The organism is Mycobacteroides sp. LB1, from assembly GCF_013449725.1.
GTDB lineage: Bacteria > Actinomycetota > Actinomycetes > Mycobacteriales > Mycobacteriaceae > Mycobacterium.
Genome location: NZ_JACCFF010000007.1, coordinates 210,978 through 235,393, shown reverse-complemented (window position 1 = coordinate 235,393; position 24,416 = coordinate 210,978). Strand labels below are relative to the sequence as shown.

27 protein-coding genes are annotated in these 24,416 nt (G+C 65.0%); 10 read left to right on the top strand and 17 right to left on the bottom strand.

What is annotated here, in order from left to right:
- The first annotated feature begins 150 nt into the window (after nt 1-150).
- On the top strand, nt 151-831 hold the full coding sequence (locus MLB1_RS23015; protein ID WP_180752161.1) for a DUF4190 domain-containing protein: 681 nt from the start codon (nt 151-153) through the stop codon (nt 829-831).
- On the opposite strand, the gene MLB1_RS23010 is transcribed toward MLB1_RS23015, so the two are convergent.
- Nucleotides 828-1,793 carry a CoA ester lyase gene (locus MLB1_RS23010; RefSeq protein ID WP_180752160.1) on the bottom strand — a complete coding sequence of 322 codons (966 nt, stop codon included), beginning with the start codon at nt 1,791-1,793 and terminating at the stop codon, nt 828-830. The two genes, MLB1_RS23015 and MLB1_RS23010, sit on opposite strands and share 4 nt — an antisense overlap.
- Before the next feature lie 23 nt (nt 1,794-1,816).
- Nucleotides 1,817-2,767 carry an oxygenase MpaB family protein gene (locus MLB1_RS23005; RefSeq protein WP_180752159.1) on the bottom strand — a complete coding sequence of 317 codons (951 nt, stop codon included), beginning with the start codon at nt 2,765-2,767 and terminating at the stop codon, nt 1,817-1,819.
- 331 nt (nt 2,768-3,098) lie between these two features.
- On the opposite strand from MLB1_RS23005, the gene MLB1_RS23000 reads away from it, so the two are divergent.
- Both MLB1_RS23000 and MLB1_RS22995 read left to right on the top strand, forming a co-directional pair.
- Entirely contained in the window at nt 3,099-4,373 is a 1,275-nt protein-coding gene (locus MLB1_RS23000; RefSeq protein WP_180752158.1) for a lytic murein transglycosylase, read from the top strand.
- Nucleotides 4,374-4,396: 23 nt separating this feature from the next.
- Nucleotides 4,397-5,533: a P-loop NTPase gene (locus MLB1_RS22995; protein ID WP_358146586.1), complete on the top strand. Its 1,137-nt coding sequence runs from the start codon at nt 4,397-4,399 to the stop codon at nt 5,531-5,533.
- A gap of 4 nt (nt 5,534-5,537) precedes the next feature.
- Here the strand turns inward: MLB1_RS22995 and tatB are convergent, their stop codons facing one another.
- The 4 genes from tatB to sigE form a co-directional block, all read right to left on the bottom strand.
- Nucleotides 5,538-5,948, bottom strand: coding sequence for a Sec-independent protein translocase protein TatB (tatB, locus tag MLB1_RS22990; RefSeq protein ID WP_180752157.1), 411 nt, complete (start codon nt 5,946-5,948; stop codon nt 5,538-5,540).
- Entirely contained in the window at nt 5,948-7,426 is a 1,479-nt protein-coding gene (locus MLB1_RS22985; RefSeq protein ID WP_180752156.1) for a trypsin-like peptidase domain-containing protein, read from the bottom strand. Before MLB1_RS22985 ends, tatB begins: the two co-directional genes overlap by 1 nt.
- Before the next feature lie 9 nt (nt 7,427-7,435).
- Nucleotides 7,436-7,867, bottom strand: a complete 432-nt coding sequence (gene rseA / locus MLB1_RS22980; protein ID WP_180752155.1) for an anti-sigma E factor RseA — start codon at nt 7,865-7,867, stop codon at nt 7,436-7,438.
- Between the two features lie 110 nt (nt 7,868-7,977).
- Entirely contained in the window at nt 7,978-8,748 is a 771-nt protein-coding gene (gene sigE / locus MLB1_RS22975) for an RNA polymerase sigma factor SigE (protein WP_180752154.1), read from the bottom strand.
- Nucleotides 8,749-8,958: 210 nt separating this feature from the next.
- On the opposite strand from sigE, the gene MLB1_RS22970 reads away from it, so the two are divergent.
- The 5 genes from MLB1_RS22970 (at nt 8,959) to MLB1_RS22950 (ending at nt 13,582) form a co-directional block, all read left to right on the top strand.
- Nucleotides 8,959-9,570 (top strand): O-methyltransferase, encoded by a 612-nt coding sequence (locus tag MLB1_RS22970; protein ID WP_180752272.1) that lies wholly within the window; start codon nt 8,959-8,961, stop codon nt 9,568-9,570.
- Nucleotides 9,571-9,729: 159 nt separating this feature from the next.
- Nucleotides 9,730-10,374 (top strand): TetR family transcriptional regulator, encoded by a 645-nt coding sequence (locus MLB1_RS22965; protein ID WP_180752153.1) that lies wholly within the window; start codon nt 9,730-9,732, stop codon nt 10,372-10,374.
- Nucleotides 10,371-11,276 carry an ABC transporter ATP-binding protein gene (locus tag MLB1_RS22960; protein ID WP_180752152.1) on the top strand — a complete coding sequence of 302 codons (906 nt, stop codon included), beginning with the start codon at nt 10,371-10,373 and terminating at the stop codon, nt 11,274-11,276. Before MLB1_RS22965 ends, MLB1_RS22960 begins: the two co-directional genes overlap by 4 nt.
- Nucleotides 11,273-12,895 (top strand): ABC transporter, encoded by a 1,623-nt coding sequence (locus tag MLB1_RS22955; RefSeq protein ID WP_180752151.1) that lies wholly within the window; start codon nt 11,273-11,275, stop codon nt 12,893-12,895. Before MLB1_RS22960 ends, MLB1_RS22955 begins: the two co-directional genes overlap by 4 nt.
- Before the next feature lie 12 nt (nt 12,896-12,907).
- Nucleotides 12,908-13,582 carry an isoprenylcysteine carboxylmethyltransferase family protein gene (locus MLB1_RS22950; RefSeq protein WP_180752150.1) on the top strand — a complete coding sequence of 225 codons (675 nt, stop codon included), beginning with the start codon at nt 12,908-12,910 and terminating at the stop codon, nt 13,580-13,582.
- Between the two features lie 26 nt (nt 13,583-13,608).
- On the opposite strand, the gene glgC is transcribed toward MLB1_RS22950, so the two are convergent.
- Entirely contained in the window at nt 13,609-14,823 is a 1,215-nt protein-coding gene (gene glgC, locus MLB1_RS22945; RefSeq protein WP_180752149.1) for a glucose-1-phosphate adenylyltransferase, read from the bottom strand.
- Nucleotides 14,824-14,914: 91 nt separating this feature from the next.
- Here glgC and glgA point away from each other — a divergent pair, with 91 nt between their 5' ends.
- Nucleotides 14,915-16,093, top strand: a complete 1,179-nt coding sequence (gene glgA / locus MLB1_RS22940) for a glycogen synthase (RefSeq protein ID WP_180752148.1) — start codon at nt 14,915-14,917, stop codon at nt 16,091-16,093.
- Between the two features lie 41 nt (nt 16,094-16,134).
- Here glgA and MLB1_RS22935 read toward each other — a convergent pair whose 3' ends face one another.
- The 3 genes from MLB1_RS22935 to MLB1_RS22925 all read right to left on the bottom strand — a co-directional run bounded on the left by MLB1_RS22935 (nt 16,135) and on the right by MLB1_RS22925 (nt 17,309).
- Nucleotides 16,135-16,302, bottom strand: a complete 168-nt coding sequence (locus MLB1_RS22935; protein WP_005059648.1) for a DUF3117 domain-containing protein — start codon at nt 16,300-16,302, stop codon at nt 16,135-16,137.
- Between the two features lie 121 nt (nt 16,303-16,423).
- Entirely contained in the window at nt 16,424-17,014 is a 591-nt protein-coding gene (locus MLB1_RS22930) for a DNA-3-methyladenine glycosylase I (RefSeq protein WP_180752271.1), read from the bottom strand.
- Nucleotides 17,004-17,309: a DivIVA domain-containing protein gene (locus MLB1_RS22925; protein WP_180752147.1), complete on the bottom strand. Its 306-nt coding sequence runs from the start codon at nt 17,307-17,309 to the stop codon at nt 17,004-17,006. Before MLB1_RS22925 ends, MLB1_RS22930 begins: the two co-directional genes overlap by 11 nt.
- Nucleotides 17,310-17,356: 47 nt before the next feature.
- On the opposite strand from MLB1_RS22925, the gene MLB1_RS22920 reads away from it, so the two are divergent.
- Complete coding sequence (locus MLB1_RS22920) at nt 17,357-17,848, top strand: pyridoxamine 5'-phosphate oxidase family protein (protein WP_180752146.1); 492 nt, start codon at nt 17,357-17,359, stop codon at nt 17,846-17,848.
- 8 nt (nt 17,849-17,856) lie between these two features.
- On the opposite strand, the gene MLB1_RS22915 is transcribed toward MLB1_RS22920, so the two are convergent.
- From MLB1_RS22915 to MLB1_RS22885, 7 genes are all read right to left on the bottom strand, one after another.
- Nucleotides 17,857-18,792 (bottom strand): glucosyl-3-phosphoglycerate synthase, encoded by a 936-nt coding sequence (locus MLB1_RS22915; protein WP_180752145.1) that lies wholly within the window; start codon nt 18,790-18,792, stop codon nt 17,857-17,859.
- On the bottom strand, nt 18,789-19,664 hold the full coding sequence (gene folP / locus MLB1_RS22910; RefSeq protein ID WP_180752144.1) for a dihydropteroate synthase: 876 nt from the start codon (nt 19,662-19,664) through the stop codon (nt 18,789-18,791). Before folP ends, MLB1_RS22915 begins: the two co-directional genes overlap by 4 nt.
- Nucleotides 19,665-19,827: 163 nt before the next feature.
- On the bottom strand, nt 19,828-20,160 hold the full coding sequence (locus MLB1_RS22905) for an HNH endonuclease signature motif containing protein (RefSeq protein ID WP_180752143.1): 333 nt from the start codon (nt 20,158-20,160) through the stop codon (nt 19,828-19,830).
- 25 nt (nt 20,161-20,185) lie between these two features.
- A complete protein-coding gene (fadD6, locus tag MLB1_RS22900; RefSeq protein ID WP_180752142.1) occupies nt 20,186-21,976 on the bottom strand; it encodes a long-chain-acyl-CoA synthetase FadD6 in 1,791 nt (596 codons plus the stop codon).
- 70 nt (nt 21,977-22,046) lie between these two features.
- Nucleotides 22,047-22,589 carry a TIGR00730 family Rossman fold protein gene (locus MLB1_RS22895; protein ID WP_180752141.1) on the bottom strand — a complete coding sequence of 181 codons (543 nt, stop codon included), beginning with the start codon at nt 22,587-22,589 and terminating at the stop codon, nt 22,047-22,049.
- On the bottom strand, nt 22,586-23,341 hold the full coding sequence (locus tag MLB1_RS22890) for a TIGR00730 family Rossman fold protein (RefSeq protein ID WP_180752140.1): 756 nt from the start codon (nt 23,339-23,341) through the stop codon (nt 22,586-22,588). The genes MLB1_RS22895 and MLB1_RS22890 overlap by 4 nt, the downstream gene beginning before the upstream one ends.
- Nucleotides 23,342-23,418: 77 nt before the next feature.
- A complete protein-coding gene (locus MLB1_RS22885) occupies nt 23,419-24,369 on the bottom strand; it encodes a TIGR03564 family F420-dependent LLM class oxidoreductase (protein ID WP_180752139.1) in 951 nt (316 codons plus the stop codon).
- Nucleotides 24,370-24,416: the final 47 nt, after the last annotated feature.

The following is a 24,416-nucleotide window of genomic DNA, read 5'->3' as shown; positions in this document are numbered from 1 at the left end:
TCCTCCTGGAGAGTCGGCGATGCATGGTGGCGCACTAGCTAGCAGTCATTTAACGCCCGGCGGCACCAGTTGGTGCCCCTTTGACCGCTACCTGCGGCTTTCCGCTCCGCAGCGCGGCCAGGAGCGCCCTAGATGCGCTAGGTTGGCGCCATGACTTCCCCGGGCAGCGAACCCTTCGAGACAGGCACCGGCCCCGGCCCCAACACCTCGCCCGACGCCTCGTCTGGGGAGACATCGTCGGGGTACGAGTATCCGTCCCTGGAAAGGTCCGCGCCTCCGGCCGATTCTGCCTCCTCGGCCTACCAGGTGCCACCGAGCATCCCACCGGCATGGGAGACACCCGGTGCCCCACCCTCCTACCCGGCCGTTCCACCCGCGTATCCCACCGCGCCTCCGCAGTATCCGACGGCACCTCCCGCATATCCGCCGTATCCCCAGTACGGCCAGGGCTACCCCCCGTATCAGTCGGGGCAACCAGGCGCGTACCCACCACCGGTATACCCCGCCGCGGGCGGCTATCCGGGATATCCAGCGCCCGGGTACGCCGACCCGTACGGGTATGGCGCATACGCGCCGACCGGCGGCACCAACGGGCTAGCCATCGGATCGCTGATCGCGTCGGTCATGGGGCCCTTCACCTGTGGTCTCGGATCGGTGGCGGGGCTGATCATGGGCTTCATCGCACTCAGCCAGCTCAAGACGTCACCACAGGACGGTAAGGGCCTCGCGATCACGGGCATCGTCATCAGCGCCGCCGTCGTGCTGTTCGGGCTGTTGTTCCTCATCATCGGCATCGCCTCACACGGCGGCAGCTCATCGGGCTCCTACTAGCCCGTCGGAGGCTCGAATGGGGGCGCTTGCCGCGCCATACCCGCAGCGCGTCCCTTACCCGCGATCACCAGCGCCATCTTGCGGCTGGCCTCGTCGATCATCTCGTCACCGAGCATCACCGCACCGCGTGCACCGCCGGCAACTGAGGTGTGCCACTGGTAGGCGTCCAGGATGAGCTCGGCCCCGTCATAGTCCTCTTGACGGGGGCTGAAGATCTCATTGCCCGCCTCGACCTGCGCGGGATGCAGCACCCATTTCCCGTCGAAACCCAGTGCGGCGGAACGGCTCGCCACCACCCGGAAGGCATCGACATCGCGCACCTTGAGGTAGGGGCCGTCAATGGCGTCGATTCCGTGGGCACGCGCGGACACCAGGATGGTCATCAGCACGTGGTGGTACGCCTCGCCGTCATAACCGGGCGGCTGCTCCCCGACCACCAGCGTGCGCATGCCCAGGCTGGCCATGAAATCGGCGGGGCCGAAGACAAGTGACTGCACGCGCGGGCTTGCCGAAGCGATCGCGTCGATATTGGTGAGCCCTTCGGCGTTCTCGATCTGCGCCTGGATGCCGATTGCCCCCACCTCGAGTCCGTGAGATCGCTCCACCTGGGTCAGCAGGAGGTCCAGCGCCGTCACATGCGAGGCGTCCACCACCTTGGGCAGCAGGATGTTGTCGATGTTGGCACCCGCTTGAGAAACGACGGCTACAACATCGGCATAAGTCCACTCGGTGGTCCAGTCGTTGACACGAACCGACCGCAGCTGCCCCGCCCACCCCGGCGCGTTCAGCGCGTCGGCAATACGCTGACGCGCCTCCACTTTCGCAGGGGCGGCGACGGCATCCTCAAGGTCGAGGAAAATCTCGTCCGCCGGAAGGGTTTTCGCCTTGTCGATCATCTTCTGGCTGCTGCCGGGGACCGCGAGGGTGGTGCGACGGGGACGATATGGAGCGGCTGCTGTCACAGCTAGCCAGAGTAGAGCCCGCCCTAGGCGGTGGCTCGCCTCCCGTACCTGTCCTTGGCTTCCGCCGGTGTCAGGGTGATGGGCCGGACAGGGGTCTTGGCCGCGTGGAAATCACGCAGCGTCGTGGCGGTCATCGGCAGTTTGGCAAATCGCGCGATCGAATCCTCGATCGCCGGGATGCTGGCGATCGACATGGCTGCCGAGACCAACGGCCGGTATGCCGCGTCGACGAGCCCGGGCTGATCGAACTGTCCCAGCTCCCGCATCCACCGCGGCAACGTCGAGATAGTCGCTGGGGCCATCAACCTGCTCACTGCCCAGAATCTCAGGCTGCTGTTGCTCCGCGGGGTACGCAGCAGATAGTGCATGGCATTGTGCGCCCGCTCTGAGGTGCACAGGCTCGGCTTGATATCGGCGAAGTACTGCCGGACCTCGTCACGGGAACGCGGGACATCGGCGGGGTTAACCGTCTGCAGTTCAGCTGCGATCACACATTCGGACCAATAGCGGTCCTCCTCGGCGGGGCTGAGCGGTCCGGGACCGAACATTTCGTAGCACTTGAGCACCGAATGCCAGCCCGTGACGTGAATCCACAGCTGCGAGGCCGGATCGTTGGCGCTGTACCGCTTACCGGTGACCGGATCGACGCCCTTGGAACGGGCATGGACCTTCTGCAGGTGCTCGGAGGCCTCAACGGCGGTCTTCGAATCGGCCGTCGCGACGATCAGGAAGTAGGCGAGGGTCCCGTCCATCCGCCCACGGGGATCGCGGTAGATACCTGCGGAATCCGCGACGGCCGCGGCCAAATGGGGCTCGAAATGTTCCAGCACCACCGAGCGCTGGAATCCGATCAGCGCGGTCGGGCTGGTCCACACCTTCCACGTCGGAGAATCCGGCCCGAAGAAGCCGTAGTCCTCGCGAGGACGATCCGAACCGAGTTCCCAATGGACGGCAACGTCCGGTGATGCAGTCATGCGCTCACGCTACCAACTCATTATGTTTACGTCTAGACACTGACTGTAAGTCAGTTGAACGGGCAACCGTCGGGCCGAAGATAGCCACTCGCCCATTTTCCATCGCACGCTCTCGACCGAACTCGGCATGCTCAGGCCCTATTCGGTGGTGATCCGGGATTCGCTGGGGTTTGCCCATTTTGCAACCCGTCCGTCATCTCACCGGTATGGTTGCTCCGGTTCACATCGGTCACATCCGTCACGCGCGCATAGGCCAGAATGAGTGCGACAGATGGGACCCGGAGGTACGAGCAGGGACCCGAGAGATTAGGGGCCCAAGGGAAGGGACCGGGTGGAGCTTCCGGGTTGGGTTGCGACGTCGGTAAACCATGCCCGCGACGCGGTCCACCGCGCCAAAGATGCCCACGTGCCGTGGCTTCGGGTTGGGGGCCTCAGCGCGCTGGTGATCGTCGGCTCGGCCGTGGCCGCAAGCAGTGCCCAGGTCAGCGGCCAAGCCGTCGTGCCTGTCCCGATCCCCATGGCCTCTGCGGTCGCAGCACAGGCGGAAGCGGGTCCGCTGAACCTGGTCACCGTGACGCGCCCGCCGACCCAATACCGCGTCGTGCCGACCGCTGCGATCGCCCCACCTCCACCGGCGATCGTGATGGCCCCTGGTGGACTTGGCATCCCGAAGATCGCATTGGACGCCTATCAGAACGCCGAACGCATGATGGCCAAGGCCACACCTGGCTGCGGAGTGAGCTGGAACCTGCTGGCGGGTATCGGCCGGATCGAATCGGGCCACGCCAACAATGGCGCCACCGATGTGAAGGGCCGCGTGGTCCGTCCCATCTACGGCCCAAGTCTCGACGGCACCCTCCCGGGTAACGAGGTCATCGTCGACCATGAGAAGAGCCAAAACCAGGCCGCTCAGGTGTACGTCCGGGCCATGGGGCCCATGCAGTTCCTCCCGAGCACCTGGAACCACTACGCCTCCGACGGCGATGGCGATGGAAAGGCCGACCCACAGAACGTCTTCGACGCGAGTCTGGCCGCCGCCCGCTATTTGTGCAGCGGCGGATTGAATTTGCGGGATCGCACGCAGGTGATGTCGGCCATCCTGCGCTACAACAACTCAGTGGCCTATGCGCAGAATGTGCTGGCCTGGGCGGCCGGGTACGCCACCGGCGTGATCCCACTCAACCTGCCGTTGCTGACCGCTGCCGATGTTGCCCCCGAGCGCAAGGCTCACCTCGGCGGCGAGTCCCGCGGGCTCGGCCCCGGCTCGGTGGCCGATGTCGCCGCGCTCTCCCCCAACGATCCGCTGGCACAACTACCGATCGTCACCCCGTTGACACCCGACCGGGTAGGCGTCGTGGGCCCGCTAGGAGCCATACCGGCACCGGAGGCGCCTCAGTCGCCGTGCGTCATCTTCTGTGCGCAGCCGCCTCCCGCCGAACCCTTCAACCCGTTCGCCCCGCCGCCGGCCGAACCCTTCAACCCGTTCGCACCGGCTCCCGCCCCACAGCCGTTCAATCCGTTCGCCCCGCCCCCGCCACCGGTGCCATTTGAGCCGATCGGCCCGCCTCCGGGACCGGCTCCCGCACCGGCAGCGCCAAAGCCCTGATCGGCACGCCCTAGACTCGGGTAGTGACATCCGAGCTCACCTCGGCAGTGCGAAGCGCACTCGCCGGGGTCATCGACCCCGAACTTCGCCGTCCCATCACTGAATTGGGGATGGTCAAGGACATCACGTTCGATGACGCCCATAACGTCGAGATCGGGATCTACCTCACTACCTCCGCATGTCCGAAGAAGGCTGAGATCGCTGAGCGGGTAACCCAAGCGGCCGCCGATGTCGACGGCGTGGGCACCGTGCGGGTGCAGCTGGATGTCATGAACGACGATCAGCGCACCGAGTTGCGTAAACAGCTGCGCGGCGACAGCGCCGAACCGGTCATCCCCTTCGCCCAGCCCGGCTCCCTCACCCGTGTATACGCGGTGGCATCCGGTAAGGGCGGCGTCGGAAAGTCAAGTGTCACAGTCAACCTCGCGGTTGCGATGGCGGCCAAGGGCCTGTCGGTAGGCCTGCTCGACGCCGATATCTACGGCCACTCGGTGCCGCGCATGATGGGCACCTCCGACCGCCCCACCCAGGTGGAGCGGATGATCCTGCCCCCCGTGGCCCACGACGTGAAGGTCATCTCGATCGCTCAGTTCACCCAGGGCAATACCCCGGTGGTGTGGCGCGGACCGATGCTGCACCGTGCGCTGCAGCAGTTCCTGGCCGATGTGTTCTGGGGCGATCTGGACGTGCTGCTACTGGATCTACCCCCGGGCACCGGGGACGTGGCGATCTCGGTTGCCCAGCTGATTCCCGGCGCCGAGATCCTGGTGGTCACGACGCCGCAGCAGGCCGCCGCCGAGGTGGCCGAGCGCGCGGGCGCGATCGCGACGCAAACCCGTCAGCGCATCGTCGGCGTGGTCGAGAACATGTCCTGGCTGGTGTTGCCCGATGGCTCACGCATGGAGGTTTTCGGGTCCGGTGGCGGCGAGAAGGTCGCAGAGAGCCTGACTCGAGTGGTGGGTACGAAAGTGCCGTTACTCGGCCAGATCCCACTCGACCCCGCGGTGCGCGAGGGCGGCGACGACGGGGTGCCGATTGTGCTCAGTCAGCCGGATTCGGCTGCGGGCCAGGCCCTCCGGACGGTGGCGGACAAACTCTCGACACGCAGCCGCGGGCTGGCGGGCATGTCGCTGAACATCGACACCGCCCGACGCAACTAAGTTCCTACGTCGCGTCGGCGTCGAAGCGGGCCGGGCCGGGCTCCGCGGGTTTGGTGAGCTCGGGGTTGACAACCGGCGTAGGCCCCGGTTCCGACACTGCCTTCTTCACGTCCTCGAGCGGTTGGGTAAGCGAGTTCAGTACCGAATCATCGCCGTCCAGAAGGTGTTTGGTGATGACAGCACGTGGCGTCATACCGCGCAGCTTCTGCAGTTCGGCGAGCGGCTTGCGCACATCGTCAAATTCCGGCCCCAGCTCCTCACGCAATGAGGCCGTCGCACCGCTGGCGTAATCGCGGGCCTTCCGCAGCGATTCGGTGGTCCACCGAATCGCACCGGGCAGCCGCTCCGGGCCAAGCACCACGAGCCCCACGACCAAAAGGACCAATAGCTCCCCCCAGCCGACACTGCCAAACATTAGCTGCTATCGGGGCCGGGAGTGACTTTGAGCTCGACCGGGCGGCCCTGGCGCAGCACCGTGATGGTGGCCTCCTGCCCAATCTTCAACTGCCGCACCGCGACCGCGAACTCGTCTGCATCGGCCACCGTACGAGAACCGACCTTCACGACGACGTCGTTCTCCAGCATGCCGCCCTTCTCGGCGGGGCTGCCGGCCTTGACATTGGCCACTTCGGCGCCCGTCGCGGTCGCATTGCTGACCGTGCGAGTGCTGATGCCCAGTGTCGCGTGCACGACCTTGCCATCGCGGATCAGCGTCTGCGCCACATCGGCCACCTCGTTGATGGGAATCGCGAAGCCGAGGCCACTTGAGCTGTCGCTCAGTGACTTTCCGGCGGTATTGATTCCGATCACCTGAGACTTCATGTCGATGAGCGGGCCACCGGAGTTGCCGTGGTTGATGGCGGCGTCCGTCTGGAGAGCATCGATCACCGTGTCGGTGTCGCTGCCCTCGCCCGAGAGCGGCACCGGGCGATGCAATGCACTGATGATGCCGCTGGTCACGGTGCTCCGCAGACCCAGCGGGGAACCGAACGCGATGACCTCGGCACCAACTGCCACCTTGTCGGAGTCACCCAGGCGGGCCACCGCCAGATTGTCGACGTTATCCACCTTCAGCACCGCAATGTCCGTCTTCGGGTCACGTCCCACGAGGTTGGCGGGCACCTTCTTGCTGTCGTTGAAGATGACCTCGATCTTGAACTTGCCGGGGTTCTTAGCGGCATCAGAGATCACGTGGTTGTTGGTGACGACGTAGCCCTTGGGGTCGATGACAACTCCCGAGCCCTGGGCCACCTCGTCATCCGAGCTGGCCTCAATGGTCACCACCGCACCCTTAACCGCATTGGCAACCGCGGTGAAGCGAGACTCGTCGGGCTGGGTGCTGTCATCGGTGGTCAACGTGACCTTCGACGTGGTGAATGCCTGCACCACCTCGGCCGTCTTGCGGCCGACAATGCCGCCGACCAAGCCGATCAATAGGGCAATCGCCGCGAGGATGGCGAGCGCCGGTATCGAAACCCGACCACCGAACAGGACATCACGCACACCAAGCTTCGGTGCCTCTGCACCGGACACCGCGATGGGCGCCTTGGTGACCCCTGGCCTGCCCAGCTGGACCTGCGCCTCGGGGTCGCGCCATGGATCCTCGGCGGCGTCCGGGCCCTCGTCAGCGGCGTTGAGCTTGCCGGCGTCAGCGGGATGGCGTTGCAAGGAAGTGGTGGTGTTATCGGGCCGTCCAAAAGCCTGCGCCAGCACCGGATCGGGAGGCCCGACCCTTGGTGTGTACTCCCCCTGGTCTCGGTACTTGTCCAACCCCTGGAACGAACCGGATACCCCCGAAGGACGGCCGAAAGCCCGCTGCGAAGCCGGATCGACGGGCGGCCGGTCAACCGGGCGCGGCGCCAACCGAGGAGCGGTGTCCTGATTTGCGGTCACCGGCTCACCCTACCGGCGCTTACGGCGACGACGCACCTCATCACTGGCTAACGCGGGCGGCAAGTCGCCGTCATGTGATGACGGTCGCGGCGATGTCGCCTCATGCGGAATATGTGGAATCTGGCTGAGTAACCCGAGTAACGAACCGGGCACCCGGATCCCCCCCGAATCACGCAGTGCGCTGCGCGCTTGGCGCTGTGCATCGATCTCCAGCGCGCATTCGGGGCACATCGACAGGTGGTGCGCAGCCCTCAGGTGCGCGCTCATCCGTAGTTCGCCATCCACGAACGCCGCTATCGCCTCTGTCGAGAGATGCTCGGTGGACCCGAACTGCCGCGGAGCACCTACCGGCGCCTCACTTTGCGAGGCGAATGGGGACGGCAGCCGCGAGAACGATGAGAAACTTGAGAACGCCCGGCGGAACGAGCCGCTATCCACCACGGCGACGCTCCCTTCGATCCGGAACGGTCGGCGAACTCGCTGCGACCTACCTCGAATGTAGCGCGTGAATGTACTCATTGCGTACCAACCTGCACGAACGGTGTCGTGCGCTACTCGGCGGCCGCAAGCGCGGACGTCGAGTGAGCGGCCAGGTACTCGCGGATCGCCTGCCGGCCGCGGTGGATGCGGCTGCGGACGGTACCGAGCTTCACATCCAAGGTGGCGCCGATTTCCTCGTAAGACAGACCCTCGATATCGCACAGCACCACTGCGGCACGGAACTCCGGTGCCAGCGAGTCCAGTGCAGCTTGCAGCTCGGCGCCCAGATGAGCGTCGTGGTAGATCTGCTCAGGATCCGGGTCGGTGGCCGGCACGCGGTCGTAGTCCTCGGGCAGGGCCTCCATGCGGATGCGCCCGCGACGGCGAACCATATCGAGGAAGAGGTTGGTGGTGATGCGGTGCAGCCATCCCTCGAAGGTGCCGGGCTGGTAGTTCTGCAGCGAGCGGAAAACCCTGATGAAGGTGTCCTGGGTCAGATCCTCGGCGTCTTGCTGATTGCCCGCGAGACGATAGGCCAGGCGGTACACGCGGTCGGCATGCTCGCGAACCAGCTCGTCCCAAGACGGCATGGCTGCCTGATCTCCGGTGGCGTCGAATACTGCGGTCCCGGATAGTTCGGCGGGATCGGTGGCCTCGACGAAGTCGGTGTATTCGGCCGACTCGCTGATAGTCGTGAGCGAAATCGCGTGTTCCTCCTGTTCGGTCCTGACGGCCGTAGCCCCGGCGGGGAGGCTGTCAGCCCGGTCAACCCAGGTGCCATCGGTGTTATTCCCTGTGTGGGTCCCCGTGGCCGGGCTTGCGTTCAGGATGGATCGCGACATGTCATGACCTTCTACCACCGAGGTGTGGGGCACTTATGAGCTAACTTAACTCTTCCTGAGAATGCGGTCTCGATCCGATCTCAGCAGGGGTTTCCGGAACGAGAAACCGGCCGATCCTTCGTGAGTTCGGCGTGTCGCAGGACAGATCCCCCTCCAGCTCGACAGGATCGAATCGTGACCAGCAGCGCAGATCGATCCCACGTCGAGGCGATGGTCAGCCACGCCGAGGGCGCCATTTCCGAAGACGATATCGTCGTCGCCGCCCGGGAACGTGCCGTTGACCTGGGCGCGAACCCGGTGACACCAGCGGTCGGCGCTCTTTTCAGCGTCTTCGCACGTCTATCCGGCGGTAAGGCCGTCGTCGAGGTCGGCACGGGCGCGGGGGTCAGCGGGTTGTGGCTGCTCTCAGGGATGCGCGAGGACGGCGTACTCACCACCATTGACCTGGAGCCCGAGCACCAGCGCAGCGCCAAGCAGGCTTTTTCGGAAGCAGCCATCGCACCGTCGCGCACCCGGCTGATCGGCGGGCGCGCCCAAGAGGTGCTGCCACGGCTGGCCGATGAGTCGTATGACCTGCTTGTCATCGATGCCGCACCGGCCGATCAGCCCGACTTCCTGTCCGGAGGTATTCGGCTACTGCGCCCAGGTGGGGCGGTTGTGATCCATGGGGCATCCGCCGGTGGGCGCGCGGGAGATCCAGGGGCCAACGATCCCGACGTAGTCGGAGTTCGCGAGGCGGCGCGCATCATCGCCGATGACGGCCGTTTCACCGCGGTGCTGATTCCGCTGGGTGACGGCCTGCTGGCCGCCACCCGCGACTGAACATCCGGTCGCCGACACGCCCCGTTCCGCGGGCCAATCGCGAAATGACGCTGAAACCGTAGTTTCGGCGCACCCTTTCGCACCGTTTTCGTAAAGACACGAATCCCTCAACAGCTAGATGCTTGACGCTCGGCTGAACGCGTGTTTAATCTACTAAACATGCGTTCAGCCGAGGATCTCACCGCCACCGCCCGAATCCGGGATGCCGCCATCAAGCTGTGGGGTGAGCAGGGGTTCGGGGCGAGCGTGCGCGCGATCGCCGAAGCGGCGGGTGTCAGCCCCGGGCTGGTGATCCATCACTACGGATCCAAGGAAGGCCTCCGACAGGCGGTCGACGGATACCTGTTGGAGTACATCCGCTCCGAGAAGTCGCGCACCCTGACCTCCAACGACCCGAAAGTCTGGCTCGACGCCCTTGACGAAATCGAATCGTTCGCGCCGATGGTCAGGTACCTGCTGCACAGCGTGCAGTCAGGAGGTGAACCCGGCCGCGCATTCCTGCAGCGCTCCATCCATGACGCCGAGCAGTACCTCGACGATGGGGTGCGGGCCGGCACCATCAAACCGAGCCGCGACCCCAAGGGCCGGGCGCTGTGGGTGTCATTGACCGGTGTGGGCGCCCTGGCGATCTATGTGCAGATGTACCCCGACGACGATCTGCGCACGATTTTGCGCCGCTACTCCGATGAGCTGATCTTCCCCGCGATCGAGATCTACACCGAAGGTTTGATGACCGACCCCACCATGCTCGATGCCTTTGCCGCACAGCAGGAGAACCCTCTCAACGAAGGAGATTCGAAGTGACCCACGCCAACTTTGCCGTCGAAATACGCGGCCTCTCGAAGTCCTTCGGGAAGACCAAGGCGCTCGACGGGCTCGATCTGTCGGTCGCCCACGGCGAGGTGGCCGGCTTCCTCGGGCCGAACGGCGCCGGGAAATCCACCACCATCCGGGTACTCCTCGGCCTGCTACGCGCCGACGCCGGCACGGTACAGCTCCTCGGCGGCGATCCGTGGGTCGATGCAGTCGATTTGCATCGGCTCATCGCCTACGTACCCGGAGATGTCACCTTGTGGCCCAACCTCACCGGCGGACAGGCGATCGACTTCCTCACCAGGATGCGTGGCTCCGAACATATTTCACTACCAAGACGCAACGAACTCATCGAGCGTTTCGAACTTGACCCCTCCAAGAAAGCACGCACTTACTCCAAGGGCAACCGACAGAAGATCGCGCTCATCGCCGCGTTCTGCTCCGACGCCGAGCTGTTCATCCTCGACGAGCCGACCTCCGGCCTAGATCCGTTGATGGAGACGGTATTCCAACAGTGCGTCGCCGAGGTGGCCGCGCGGGGCTGCGCGGTCTTGCTGTCCAGCCACATCTTGGCCGAGGTGGAGAAGTTGTGCCATCGGGTGACCATTGTGCGCGCCGGTCGCACGGTGCTCTCCGGCTCCCTGGCCGAGCTGCGACATTTCATGCGGACATCGGTCACGGTACGCACCTTGGCCAATCCCTCAGGGCTCAAATCCATTCCGCAGCTCCGCGATCTCACCATCGGCGGCAATCGGGCGTCCTTCACGGTGGATCGCAGCGACCTGGACCGCACCATGGAACAGCTGGCAACTCTCGGGATCGTCGACCTCACGGTGGCGCCCGCATCGCTTGAAGAACTCTTCATGCGCGAGTATCAAGGCGTGGCCCGGTGAGTACCGACTTCGCAACCCTCCCCATCCGCCGACCGATTTCCGACGGCACCCCCAGACACCCCCTGACCGGTACCGGCACATTGATCATGTTGGCGCTGCGCCGCGACAGATTCCGGATCTGTATGTGGGTGGGCTGGCTGACCCTCCTCATGACCTATACACCGCTGGCTTTCAAGTCGATGTATCCGACGTCCGCCGACCGCATGGCGCGGGTCACCATGATGAAGACGCCGGCCGGAATCATCATGGGTGGACCCAATTTTGGGGTCGACGAGACCGATGTCGGCGTCATGGTCGCCAACGAACTGATGACCGTCATGATTGCCGCCGCCGCCATCATGTCCATCCTGACGGTAATCCGCCACACCCGCGCCGAAGAGGAATCCGGTGGTGCCGAGCTGGTCATGTCGGCGGTAATCGGCCACCAGGCGCGCACCTACGCGGCGCTCATTGTGGTGGGGCTGATGAACGCCGTCCTGGCCGTCGCGATGACGGTCGCGTTGTCCGCGGCGGGATTCGATTTCGCCGACAGCCTGGGGATAAGTCTCGGAATCACCGGGGCCTCCATGGTTTTCGCCGGAGTCGCAGCAGTCACATCACAGTTGTGGCGCACCTCCCGGGCAGCCAGCGGCGTCGCCATGGCGGCCCTCGCCGCGGCGGTAGTGGTTCGTGGACTCGGCGACATCATCGATAACAAGGGCAGCGCGCTGAGCTGGTTCTCGCCCCTGGCGTGGGCCCAGCAGATGCGACCGTTCGTCGACCTGCGCTGGTGGCCCTTCCTGCTGTTGGTGGGTATCGCGTTGGCGCTGATGTCGACCGCACATGTACTCGAAGGGCATCGTCAATACGACGCAGGGGTGCTGCCCTCCCGCGGCGAGAATGTCAATGCTCCCGAGATCGGGTCCGTGTTCGCGCTCAACCTGCAACTGCAACGCGGGCTGCTGACAGGCTGGGCGGTCGGAGTCTTCCTGGGCGGTATGGCATTCGGCTCGATGGCCAGGAGCCTGCGGGAATCCATCGACACCAATCCGCTGCTGGCCCGGGCCTTCAAGACACACGGCCTCGACAGCATCTTCGCCACCTTCAACCAGGTGCTCGCCATCGCGGTCACCGCATATGTGGTGTCGGCGATCGTGAAGCTCGCCAAGGATGAACAGTCGGGTATCGCCGAGGCGGTACTGGCCCGTGCCGTGTCACGCTGGAACTGGCTGTTGTCCGCGGTAGGAGTGACGGCACTGGGCAGTGCGCTGCTCATGGCGATCGCCGGTTTAGGCGGCGGCCTGGGCGCTGCCGCGACGCTGCACAATCCGGATTTGGTGTGGCGCCTTACGCTCGCCGGGCTGGCACAGATTCCCGCTCTACTGGTCGTCTGCGGTATCGCGGCCATGGCGGTTGCCGTGCAGCAGAGCTGGATTGGCTGGCTCGTGGTCGCATTCTCCGTCGGCATGCTCTACGCCGGAATACTGCAGCTCCCCTCCTGGATGGTGAAGCTGTCTCCGGTGATGCGGGTCAGCGCTCCCGTGGAGTACCCATGGCTCACCATGTTCATCCTCGTCGCGATCGGTGCAGGGCTCGCCGCAGGCGCGGGCAAGATCTATCGCCGTCGTGACGCGATCTGAGAAAGGAAAATCATGAAAACTGCTGTACAAGCTGTTGTTTCGGGCATCATCGGCCTCGCCGTGTTCGGCGCGGCACTGTTCTGGCCCGCGGGAACATTCGCCTATTGGCAGGCCTGGGTGTTCCTGGCGATCTTCGTGATCAGCTCGGTGATCTCCTCGATCTACCTGGCCACGACGAATCCTGCGGTGCTAAAGCGTCGTTTACACGGCGGCCCCATCGCGGAGACTCGCCCGGTGCAGAAGTTCGCTGTCACGGTGCTGCTGAGCTCGTTCCTGGCGCTCGTCGTGGTGAGCGCCTTCGATCACCGGTTCGGCTGGTCACATGTGCCGACTTGGCTGGTGATAGTCGGCGAGGTACTGGTGATCGTCGGGCTGGGTGCGGCCACGCTGGTGGTGGCCCAGAACAACTATGCGGCCGCGAGCATCACCGTCGAGTCCGGGCAGACCGTTACCTCGACCGGGCTGTATGGGCTGGTTCGCCACCCCATGTACACCGGCTCACTGGTGATGTTGGTGGGTATGCCGTTGGCGCTGGGCTCGTATTGGGGCTTGCTCGCGATCATTCCGGCCTTCGCCTCGCTGGTGGTGCGGATCCTGGACGAGGAGAAGATGCTGCGCCACGATCTGCAGGGGTACGACGAATACACCGAGAAGGTGCGCAGCCGCCTGGTGCCGCTGGTGTGGTGAGGGCCGCGCGCCCAGCACCAGGGTTCCTAGATCCAGACGCCCTTGCCGACGGCGACGACGCCGCCCGCGCTGACATTGAACCGCTCACGGTCACGTTCGATATCGACACCGACCTGTTCGCCCACACCGATAACCACGTTCTTGTCCAAAATCGCGTGCCGCACCACCGCGCCACGGCCCACTCGTACACCGGGCATCAACACACTGCCCTCGACAACGGCGCCGTCGTCGACGACGACATTCGAGGACAGCACCGAATTGCGGACGGACCCCGCTGAAACGATGCTTCCGGCACCGACCACCGACTCCTGCGCGGAGCCGCCGTTGACGAACTTGGCGGGCGCCAGGTTCTCCGATTCACCGCGGATCGGCCAACGACGGTTGTACAGGTTGAACACCGGGTGCACAGACACCAGATCCATATGCGCGTCATAGAACGCATCAAGGGTTCCCACATCGCGCCAGTACGCGTGATCGCGTTCGGTGGCGCCGGGCACAAGGTTGGTGTTGAAGTCATAGACCGCGGCGCGTCCGTCGGCCACCAGCCGAGGAATGATGTCGCCGCCCATATCGTGATCGGAGTGGTCGTCCTCGGCATCCGCGCGGATGACGTCGACGAGTTCCTTGGTGGTGAAGATGTAGTTCCCCATAGACACGAACGCGGCGTCCGGATCGTCCGGCGTGCCCGGAGGATCCGCCGGTTTTTCAATGAACTCCCGAATCCGGCCGGTGTCGTCGGCATCGATGCAGCCGAATGCGGTGGCCTCCGCGCGGGGAACGCGGATTCCCGCGACCGTGACGGCCGCACCACTGTCGATATGGAAGTCGAGCATCTGCTCGGGATCCATTCGGTACACGTGATCGGCACCGAACACTGCGATGTACTCGGGATCCTCGTCGTAGATCAGGTTGAGCGACTGGTGAATGGCGTCGGCGCTGCCGGTGTACCAGCGCGGGCCGAGTCGCTGCTGTGCGGGGACCGGCGTGATGTACTCCCCCGCCAGACCCGACAGCCGCCAGTTCTGCGATATGTGCCGGTCCAGTGAGTGCGACTTATATTGGGTCAGAACGCAAATCCGCAAGAACCGCGCATTGACCAAGTTGCTCAGCACAAAATCGATGAGGCGATAGGCACCTCCGAAGGGCACCGCCGGTTTCGCGCGGTCGGCAGTCAGCGGGTACAGCCGCTTGCCCTCACCGCCGGCAAGCACGATCCCCAGAACGTGTGGCGATGCCCTCATAGCAATCAACCTATCGGCACTCGGCACAAGCGGCCAGCGCTACACCCCTGGCGGGCCTGCGGGCGTCCGAGCCACCTACTACGGTCGTGGCATGACGCGGGTGGCGATGATGACGCGGGAGTACCCACCCGAGGTGTACGGCGGGGCCGGGGTCCACGTCACCGAGTTGGTGGCTCAGCTGCGCACACTGTGCGATGTCGACGTGCACTGTATGGGCGCTCCCCGCGACGGCGCCTTGGTGCATCGGCCCGATCCCGCACTGGACGGCGCCAATCCGGCGCTGACGACCTTGTCGGCCGATCTGGTGATGGCTGCCGCGGCCGCCGGTGCGACGGTGGTGCATTCGCACACCTGGTACACCGGCCTAGCCGGACATCTGGCCAAGCTGCTGCATGACATCCCGCACGTGTTGACCGCGCATTCCCTGGAACCGCGACGTCCGTGGAAGGCCGAACAGCTCGGTGGCGGATACCGGGTGTCGTCGTGGGTGGAGCACACCGCGATACACGCCGCCGACGCCGTCATCGCGGTCAGCAGTGGGATGCGCGAGGACATCATGGTGACCTATCCCGATTTGGATCCCAACCGGATTCATGTGGTGCGCAACGGAATCGACACCGCAACCTGGTACCCGGTGGATCCGGCGGAGGCAATTACCCAACCAGGGTCGGTACTCGCGGAGCTGGGCGTGGATCTAACGCGTCCGATTGTCGTATTCGTCGGGCGGATCACCCGGCAGAAGGGGTTGGCGCATCTGGTGGCGGCCGCACACCGCTTCGCCCCCGAGATCCAATTGATCCTGTGCGCGGGCGAGCCGGACACCCCCGAGATCGCCGAGCAGATCACCGGCGCCGTCACCGAGTTGGCCGCGAGCCGGCCGGGCGTGCACTGGATACGCGAGTTCCTGCCCACCCGCAAGGTGCGGGAAGTGCTTTCCGCGGCAACGGTTCTTGTCTGCCCGTCGATCTACGAACCGCTGGGCATCGTGAACCTTGAGGCGATGGCCTGCGGTACGGCAGTCGTAGCGTCGCGCGTCGGCGGGATACCTGAGGTGGTCGCCGATGGCACCACCGGGACATTGGTGGCGTACGAGAGCAGTGAGGCAGCGGCGTTCGAGACGGGGCTCGCCGATGCGGTCAACGCTCTGGTCGCGGACCCTGCCCGTGCCACCGAGTTCGGCAACGCCGGCAGAGCCCGCTGTATCGAGGAGTTCTCGTGGGCGCACATCGCGGAGATGACGCTGCAGATCTACCAGAAAGTCTGCAGCTAGCCCGAAGGCAGTGAGGTGGGGGACCTCCCGCTTACGGGGGCCTAGCTGGTGACGTTCTTGAGCTCGTCGCCGAGCGCGGCAGCTTCATCGGGGGTCAGCTCGACCACCAGCCGACCGCCACCTTCCAGCGGCACGCGCATGACGATCCCGCGTCCCTCTTTCGTAGCCTCGAGAGGACCGTCGCCTGTTCGGGGCTTCATGGCCGCCATCGTGTTGCTCCCTCCAAATTCCACCCAAGGGTGTTCGGCATCTCAGACTATTGTTCCCTATCTGAGCTGCCGTTTCATTGGACCATTCTTCCCTATGCGGGTATCTGGGGACACCAGACCCTCAACTGGGCCCTTCGGAGGGGGCTGTATCGGCTCGCGGAACCCAGCAGGACCGCAGGTGATCGTCCACCATCCCGGTGGCCTGCATCAGCGCATATGCCGTGGTAGGGCCCACAAAACGAAAGCCGCGGCGCTTGAGTTCGGCGGCCATCGCCTTGGATTCTTCGGTGACGGCAGGCACGTCGGAAAGATGCTGTGGCCGGGCGCGGCGTTTCGGTGCGAACGACCACAGCAGGTCCGAAAGATCGGTGTCCAGGTCGAGGACGACACGGGCGTTGGAGATGGATGACTCGATTTTGGCGCGGTTCCGCACAATCTCCGCATCGGCCATCAGCCGGGCGACATCCTTGTCGCCATACCGGGCGATCCTCTCGGGCTGGAACCCGTCGAACGCGCGCCGGAAGCCCTCACGTTTGCGCAGGATGGTGATCCAGGCCAGACCGCTCTGGAACGCCTCCAGGCACAGCCGCTCGAACAAGGCGTCACGCCCGTACAGCGGGCGTCCCCATTCGTTGTCGTGGTAATCGGCGTACAGCGTCGACCCCGGTGGGTCGACCGCCCAGGCACACCGGGTGCGCTCCTTACTCGGCATTGGCATTGGCCGCGCCCCGGGCCTCCGTGAGCTCGGCGCGCAGCTCGTCGATCTGCCGGCCGAGCCGGTCCAACACCCAGTCGACCTCACTGGCCTTGTAGCCGCGGAACACCAGGGAGAACTTGACGGCATCCACATCTGCACCCGTCACCTTCTCAGCGGGCAGGACGGTCGCCGTGGTGCCCTTGGGCAGGGGCGGCAACTCCTCACCGCGACCGAAGAGCGTCGAGCCCAGCACGAACAGCACAGCGGCCACCGCGATGAGAACCAGCAGATACGTCAGAGCGAACGTCACGACACCGATCTTGCCAGCGAGGTCCGACAACGTCGTAGCATCGGCACGTGGTCTCCTGGAACGAGTTCACACAGCGGGCTCCCGTGATCGCCGGAGTCTTCACCCGTCGGCATGCCGCGACACGCAATCTCTGCTTCCTGTCGACGCTTCGACACAGCGGCGCTCCCCGGATCAGTCCGATGGAACCACGGGTCTTCGCGGGCCGCTTGATCGTCGGCGGCATGCCGGGCACCACGAAGCTCGCGGACCTGGCCCGTGATCCCCGGTTCGAACTGCACACCGCTACGGTCGACACCCAGGTCAGCGAGGGTGACGCGAAGGTTTGGGGCACGGTGCGCGACGAACAAGACCTAGACCTGCATACCGCGTTCGCCGAACATCTGTACGCGGCTATCGGATTCGACCTGCGCGGGCGACGGTTCGCGCCGTTCTACGTCGCCGATATCGAGGGAGCATCCGCCGTACGCCTGGAGGACGGCCACATGACCGTCACCGTCTGGTCGCCCGCCGCAGGCGAGCGCGAGATCCGAAAGGCCTGAGGCCCCCGTCAGCGCAGAGTGTTCATGGGTGGGCGGTCGTCCAGCGAGACCGTCGAACTGCGCGGGGTGAACCCGTCGCCGTCGGCGAAGAACTGGGTGATTCCCACCCCAGAGTCGGGGATACCGCACCGCGACAACATGGTCGCCATCACCTGCCGGCTCATCACCCCAAGTTCGACCAACGGCCGATTACGGTGGCTGCGCACGCCGAGGTTCACCTGACCGATCGCCCCCAGTCCGAGCCGGTCATAGGTGTCGATGAGCAGGCCGATCTCGACGCCGTACCCGGGCGCGAACGGCACTGAGGACAGCAGTTCACGGGTTCCCGCGTACTCGCCACCCAAGGGCTGCACCACGCAGCTCAGCTCGGGCCGCAGTGCGGCCAGCATGGGCCTCGCCACCAACTCGGTCACCCGTCCACCACCGTTGGCATCCTCAGCCCCGCTCACCTTGAGCGGACGCCGATAGAAGCCTTTGACGAGGTGTACACCGGAATGCAGCAGCAGCGGACCCAGCAGATGCGGCACGAACATCGGGTCGGGGTCGATGAGATCAGAGTCGACGAACGCGATCAGGTCGCCTGTCGTCGCAGCCACCGACCGCCACAGCACCTCACCCTTGCCGGGATTGGGCGGCACTTCGGGCAGTGCCTGTTCACGGCTGACCACCCGTGCTCCAGCGGACACCGCACGGATCGCGGTGTCGTCGGTGGAGCCTGAGTCGAGCACGATCAGCTCGTCCACCAAACCACCCAGCAGCGGGCTGATGGTGTCGACGACGGCTGCGACGGTCTCCTGCTCGTTGAGCGCGGGGAGCACCACCGAAACGGTGCGGCCCTTCTTCGCGGCGATGAGCTGTTCGATTGTCCACTCAGGCCGGTTCCAGCTGTGGGTGTCGAGCCAGCTCGGGTCGATTCCAACAGTCTCGGCCAGTTGATGGGTCATGCCAGCCCCCTTACAGTTCTCGCCGGAGGACGGGTTCCGACGATGGAGCCCACCATTTCCAGCGTGCGACGGGTGGGTCCGACTTCATGCACCCGGAACATCCGGGCACCCGCCGCCGCCGCCAGCGCGGTGGCGGCAAGAGTGCCCTCGAGTCGTTCCGTCAGTCCCACACCAAGAGTCTCCCCGATAAAATCCTTGTTGCTCAACGCCATCAACACAGGCCACCCGGTATTAACGAGATCGTTTACCTGGCGCAACAAAGCGAGCCCGTGGAACGTGTTTTTGCCGAAATCATGGGTCGGATCGATCAGAATCGCATCCCTGGCAACCCCCAGCGCTACCGCCCGCTCGGCGGCGGTGGTCACTTCGGCGATGACGGAACGCACGACGCCGTCGACTTCAGACCCATAGTTGACGCGAAACGGCCGAGTACGCGGCACTGCACCACCGGTATGCGAGCAAACCAGCCCGGCACCCCGCGCGGCCGCCACACCGGGTAGGTCGGGATCGGTCCCCGCCCAGGTGTCGTTGATCAGGTCGGCGCCGGCCGCGCAGGCCTTGTCCGCCACCGCGGCACGCCAGGTGTCGACACTGATCAGCAGGTCTGGATGGGTATCCCGCACCCATTCGATGAAGGGCACCACGCGGGCGATCTCGGCCTCAGCGTCGACGTTGTCCCCCGGGCCGGCCTTGACTCCACCGATGTCTACAACATCCGCGCCATCGGCTACCGCTTTGTGCACGGCCGCCTGGGCGGCCTCGTCGGTGAAGGTGGCTCCGCGGTCGTAGAAGGAGTCGGGTGTGCGGTTGACGATCGCCATGATGAGGGCGCGATCGGTGCGGACGGGTCGTCCACAGAACGTCTCCTGCACGCCCTCATTGTGCAGGCCAGGCCCTCCACGCTCGCGCCGAGTGTGAAGTCATGGCGAGATTTCGGCCGATTTCCCGCCATAGCTTCACGCTCGGCGCAAGAAATGCACGCTGCAGCGCGGGGGCGCCGACGTGCTCGGCATCCCCGAGCGGCGTGTACACCGCCTAGGCCTGCGCGCGGGTGACCTCCACGTAGCGACGCAAGAAAGCGGTCTCGTCGAGCCGTTTACGCCGCATCCAGCTGGTCACTTCCGCATTGCACTTGCTGGCGTTGCACGATGCGCAGGCGGGCACCACATTGGATCGGGTGTACCGCCCACCGCGTGAGATCGCCTGAACGCAATCACGTTGCAGCGGAGCCCCTGTTTCACCGCAGTACGCGCAGCCACCCCAGGCGTCCATCAACGCCGACCATTCGGCATCGGTCAGGTCGTTGTCGGCAAGCCGTACCCGTCGCTGACGGCGGCGCGCCGCACGTACCCGACGGGTGACTCCCACGCTGGAACAGTAAACCCTTGAGCGCCTATCCCTTGGGACGCTGACCGGCCGCTACCTCGGCCGCGTACTCGGGATAGAACGGAACGTAGCCTTCGGCACGACCGGCCAGCACATACAGCGGATCGGTCACCGCCTCGCCGTAGGCCTCGTCGCGCAGCTCAACCTTGCGGCTCTTGAAGGTGGTGGTGTGCTCCAGGCTGTCCACGATCCTGATGAACAGCGGCAGCGCGTAGGCAGGCAGATTTTGATACGCCTTGTCGCCCAGGGCCTTTAGATCGAGTTCCACACCATCATGCAGTTTGATGGCGGCCATACCGGCGCGACCGTCGGTGCCCGGCACCTCCACCCCGAACACCGTGGCCTCTTCGATCGAGTCGTCGTGATCGAGCGCGCCCTCCACCTCGGTGGTGGCGACATTCTCACCCTTCCACCGGAAGGTGTCACCGAGTCGGTCGCCGAACGCCGCATGGCCCCAGCCGAGATTGCGCATCAGATCGCCTGTGTTGAACCAGGTGTCGCCCTTCTTAAAGGCGTCGTGCACCAGCTTCTTTTCGCTCGCGGTCGGGTCGGTGTATCCGTCGAACGGCGCGAGACTGGTGATCTTGCTGATGAGCAGGCCCGCCTCCCCGGCCCCGACCTTCGTTAGGAAGCCCTTCGCGTTGCGCAACGGTTCGCCGGTCTCCACGTCGTACTTCACGTAGGCGATGGGCATCGGGCAGATCCCCACCGTCCGGTCGATATTGAGCGCATTGACGAAGGCGGTGTTGGACTCGCTGGCCGAGTAGAACTCGCACACCCGCTTGATGCCGAAACGGTGGGTGAATTCGCCCCACAGCTCGGGCCGTAGGCCGTTCCCAATGATGACGCGCACCTTGTGCTTGCGGTCGGTCGGCTTCGGCGGCTGGTTGAGCAGGTACCGGCATAGTTCGCCGATGTAGATGAAAGCCGTTGCGCGGCTGGCGATGACTTCATCCCAGAATCGCGATACCGAGAACGACCGTCCGATGGCCAGGGTGGCTCCGGCGTTGATGGTGGTGGAAACCGCAAGGGTAAGGGCGTTGTTGTGGTACAGCGGCAGACAGCTGTACAGCACATCGTTGGGACGTAGGCGCAACGCCATATCGCCGACACCGGACATGCCGCGTAACCACCGATAGTGCGTCATCACACTGGCTTTCGGCAGTCCGGTGGTGCCGGAGGTGAATATGTAGAACGCCCGGTCCTTGGTCATCACCGCATCGGTGGCGGCGGGATTGGTAGTAGGCGCCAGGACCGACAGCCGGTCGAGCTCATCGGCGGTCAATTGGGAGACCACGTTGGCGCCGGATTCGCCGACGGCATCCACGAATTCGGCCTCGGTGACGAGCATCTTGGAGTCGAGCAATCCGATGCTGTGCGCGAGTACATGTCCGCGCTGGTTGTAGTTGAGCATGCCCGCGATGGCACCGAGCTTCACGGTGGCCAGCATCAGAAGCACGGTCTGCGGGGAGTTGCGCAGCATGATGCCCACCACATCGCCCCGGCCGACACCGTGGGAGGCCAGCGTGGCGGCGTACCGGTTGGCGGTGGCGTTGGCTTGGGCGTAGGTGATGTCGTTGCCCTCGAAGCGCAGGAACACCCGGTCGGCGTGCTTGGCGGCTCGATCGGCGAACAAGGCACCGATCGACCAGCGCGCCTTGGGGTTGTACTTGATACCGCTGAGGACGCCACGCACCAGGATCGGCAGATCGAGGGCCATACCCGGAAGCTGCGCGAGCACTTCGGTCAGTCGGACCCGCTCGCGGGCGTTCGACGGAATAGCGCTGCGTGCGGACATCTAGTTCTCCCTGTTCTTACCGCCCAGTAGGAAATGGCTCACCGCATTGTTGACGAACGACCTGTCCTCGTCAATCCATCGGTTTGCACGCGTCGAGGGCAGACGCGATATCGGTGTGCACCAGCAGCCGGTCCCGGGCAGGAGCTGACACGTAGCCCTTGTCCTGAAGTTCGTCGAGCCAGCGCAGCAGCCCGGTGTAGTGACCGTCGGGGTCAAGCAGTACCACCGGCTTCTCGTGTAATCCCAGATAGCCGGCCGTCCAGGTCTCAAAGATCTCTTCGAGGGTGCCGATTCCGCCAGGCAACGTGATGAAGGCGTCGGACCTGTCCTCCATGATCTGCTTGCGTTCGCGCATGGTGGTGGTGACGATGAGTTCGTCGGCGTCGGTATCGGCAACCTCGCGGTGCACGAGTGTCTTCGGGATGACGCCGATGGTCCGTCCACCCGACGCCCGGGCTCCCTGGGCGACGGCCCCCATGGCCGAGACGTTCCCTCCCCCGGATACCAAGGTCCATCCGCGTTCGGCGATGGCGGCGCCCAAGCGGGTGGCCAGGTCGAGCAGTTCGGGGTGGCGCGGGCCGGAGGCGCAGTACACGCAGACCGAGTGGCTCATGAGCGTGCTCCATTCCCGTTGGCCGCCTCGGCCCTGACGATGATCTCGATGGCCTCCTCAATGCTGTCGGTCACCGAGAGCAGCGCGATGTCCTGTTCGCCGACCTTGCCGGCGGGCAGCAGCGTGCCGCGGATCCAGTCGAGCAGCCCGGACCAGTACTCGGTGCCGAGCAGGATGATCGGGAAACGCGTGACCTTGCGGGTCTGCACCAGGGTGAGCGCCTCGAAGAGTTCGTCGAGCGTGCCGAATCCGCCGGGCAGACAGACGAAGGCCTGCGCGTACTTGACGAACATCGTCTTGCGGACGAAGAAGTAGCGGAAGTTGATACCCAGGTCCACCCATTCGTTGAGGCCCTGTTCGAACGGCAGCTCGATGCCCAGGCCCACCGAGTAGCCGCCCGATTCACTGGCACCGCGGTTGGCAGCCTCCATGGCGCCCGGTCCGCCGCCGGTGATGACGGCGTATCCGGCCTTGACAAGGGCAACGCCTAGCTCGCTACCGAGCCGGTATTCAGGTGAATCTGGCTTCGTTCTGGCCGAGCCGAAAACTGTTACCGCCTTGGGGGTTTCCGCGAGAGCGTCGAAACCCTCCACAAACTCGCCCTGGATGCGCAGCACCCGCCACGGATCGGTGTGGTTCCAGGTGGTCGTATCGCGGGTATCCAGCAATCGCTGGTCGGCGGTGACGTTCTCGCAGCGGTCACGGCGTAGCTGAACCGGTCCGTGCAGTTGGGGTTCGGGGCTTTCTGGCACGTTGCCAGCCTAGGGGCCGCTGACCGGCCCCGCCGACACGCCGCCTTACGGCGGATTCGTATCGCACAATCCCTCCACTAGCGGGCGTGTCGACGCAAGGTACTCAGCTCACCCAGCAGTGCCAAGGTGCGCGCCTCGTCCTCCGGTCCGCCCAATTCGGTATGGCTGGCGAAGACCTCGGTGGCCCCGGCGTCGAAGTACCGCTGCAGCTCCTTGGCAACATGCTCCTCGTCACCGACGATCGCAAGTTCCCCGGTGTGCTGAACACCTTGGGCGTCAAGCACTTTCCGATACGACGGGATGTTCTCGTAGAACGCCATATCCTCGATGGCCAGCGCCCGCACACGTTCCGGGTCGGCGGTGACGACAACGGCCACTCCGGCGATGACACGTGGCCGTGGCCGTCCGGCCCGCTCGGCGGCACCATCGATGACCGGCACGATGTCCTGACTCAGTGCGCGCGGCCCGGCGTGCAGGGGAATTGTGCCGTCGGCCAGCTCTCCGGTGGCCCGCAACGCCTGCGGCGCCATGGCTGCCACCAACACGGGGATGTTCTCGCCGCCGGGCTGCGAGGTAGTGAATTTCGGTGCAACCGTGATGGTTTCACCGTGGAAGTCTGCAGTTCCGGTATCCAACAGCTGCCGTAGAACGGTCAGGTACTCGCGCAGGTGGCGGATCGGTTTGTCCACGCGCAGGCCGTAGCTCGGACCCTCGATGACCGGGGCGCCGAGCCCCAGCCCCAGCTGGAATCTTCCGTGGGTGGCTGCCTGCGCTGTCTGGGCAGCGGCGGATACCTCGATGGGGTGGCGTGGATTGATGGGAATGACCGAAACCCCCACGGTGACATCCGGAACCGCTTGGCCGACGAGCGCGGCCATCGTGATGGAGTCGTAGTGATACATCTGCCCGAGCCATAGCGTGCCAATCCCGGCATCGGCCACCCTGCGCCCGTGCGCGATGAAGGAGTCGACGAGATTAGTGTCGCCCTGTTCGCTGAGGGGTCGGCCGATGGCTACTCCGAGCTTCATACTCGGCCAACCCCCACGTTCGGGTCGCTATTCCCGCCCGGGCGACG

Excerpts from the sequence above, each read along its gene's own strand:
- MLB1_RS23015 (WP_180752161.1), top strand. The coding sequence starts at position 151 with ATGACTTCCCCGGGCAGCGAACCCTTCGAGACAGGCACCGGCCCCGGC.
- MLB1_RS23005 (WP_180752159.1), bottom strand. The coding sequence starts at position 2,767 with ATGACTGCATCACCGGACGTTGCCGTCCATTGGGAACTCGGTTCGGAT.
- tatB (WP_180752157.1), bottom strand. The coding sequence starts at position 5,948 with ATGTTTGGCAGTGTCGGCTGGGGGGAGCTATTGGTCCTTTTGGTCGTG.
- sigE (WP_180752154.1), bottom strand. The coding sequence starts at position 8,748 with ATGTCGCGATCCATCCTGAACGCAAGCCCGGCCACGGGGACCCACACA.
- MLB1_RS22970 (WP_180752272.1), top strand. The coding sequence starts at position 8,959 with ATGGTCAGCCACGCCGAGGGCGCCATTTCCGAAGACGATATCGTCGTC.
- MLB1_RS22965 (WP_180752153.1), top strand. The coding sequence starts at position 9,730 with ATGCGTTCAGCCGAGGATCTCACCGCCACCGCCCGAATCCGGGATGCC.
- MLB1_RS22950 (WP_180752150.1), top strand. The coding sequence starts at position 12,908 with ATGAAAACTGCTGTACAAGCTGTTGTTTCGGGCATCATCGGCCTCGCC.
- glgC (WP_180752149.1), bottom strand. The coding sequence starts at position 14,823 with ATGAGGGCATCGCCACACGTTCTGGGGATCGTGCTTGCCGGCGGTGAG.
- glgA (WP_180752148.1), top strand. The coding sequence starts at position 14,915 with ATGACGCGGGTGGCGATGATGACGCGGGAGTACCCACCCGAGGTGTAC.
- MLB1_RS22935 (WP_005059648.1), bottom strand. The coding sequence starts at position 16,302 with ATGGCGGCCATGAAGCCCCGAACAGGCGACGGTCCTCTCGAGGCTACG.
- MLB1_RS22930 (WP_180752271.1), bottom strand. The coding sequence starts at position 17,014 with ATGCCGAGTAAGGAGCGCACCCGGTGTGCCTGGGCGGTCGACCCACCG.
- MLB1_RS22915 (WP_180752145.1), bottom strand. The coding sequence starts at position 18,792 with ATGACCCATCAACTGGCCGAGACTGTTGGAATCGACCCGAGCTGGCTC.
- fadD6 (WP_180752142.1), bottom strand. The coding sequence starts at position 21,976 with ATGTCCGCACGCAGCGCTATTCCGTCGAACGCCCGCGAGCGGGTCCGA.
- MLB1_RS22895 (WP_180752141.1), bottom strand. The coding sequence starts at position 22,589 with ATGAGCCACTCGGTCTGCGTGTACTGCGCCTCCGGCCCGCGCCACCCC.
- MLB1_RS22885 (WP_180752139.1), bottom strand. The coding sequence starts at position 24,369 with ATGAAGCTCGGAGTAGCCATCGGCCGACCCCTCAGCGAACAGGGCGAC.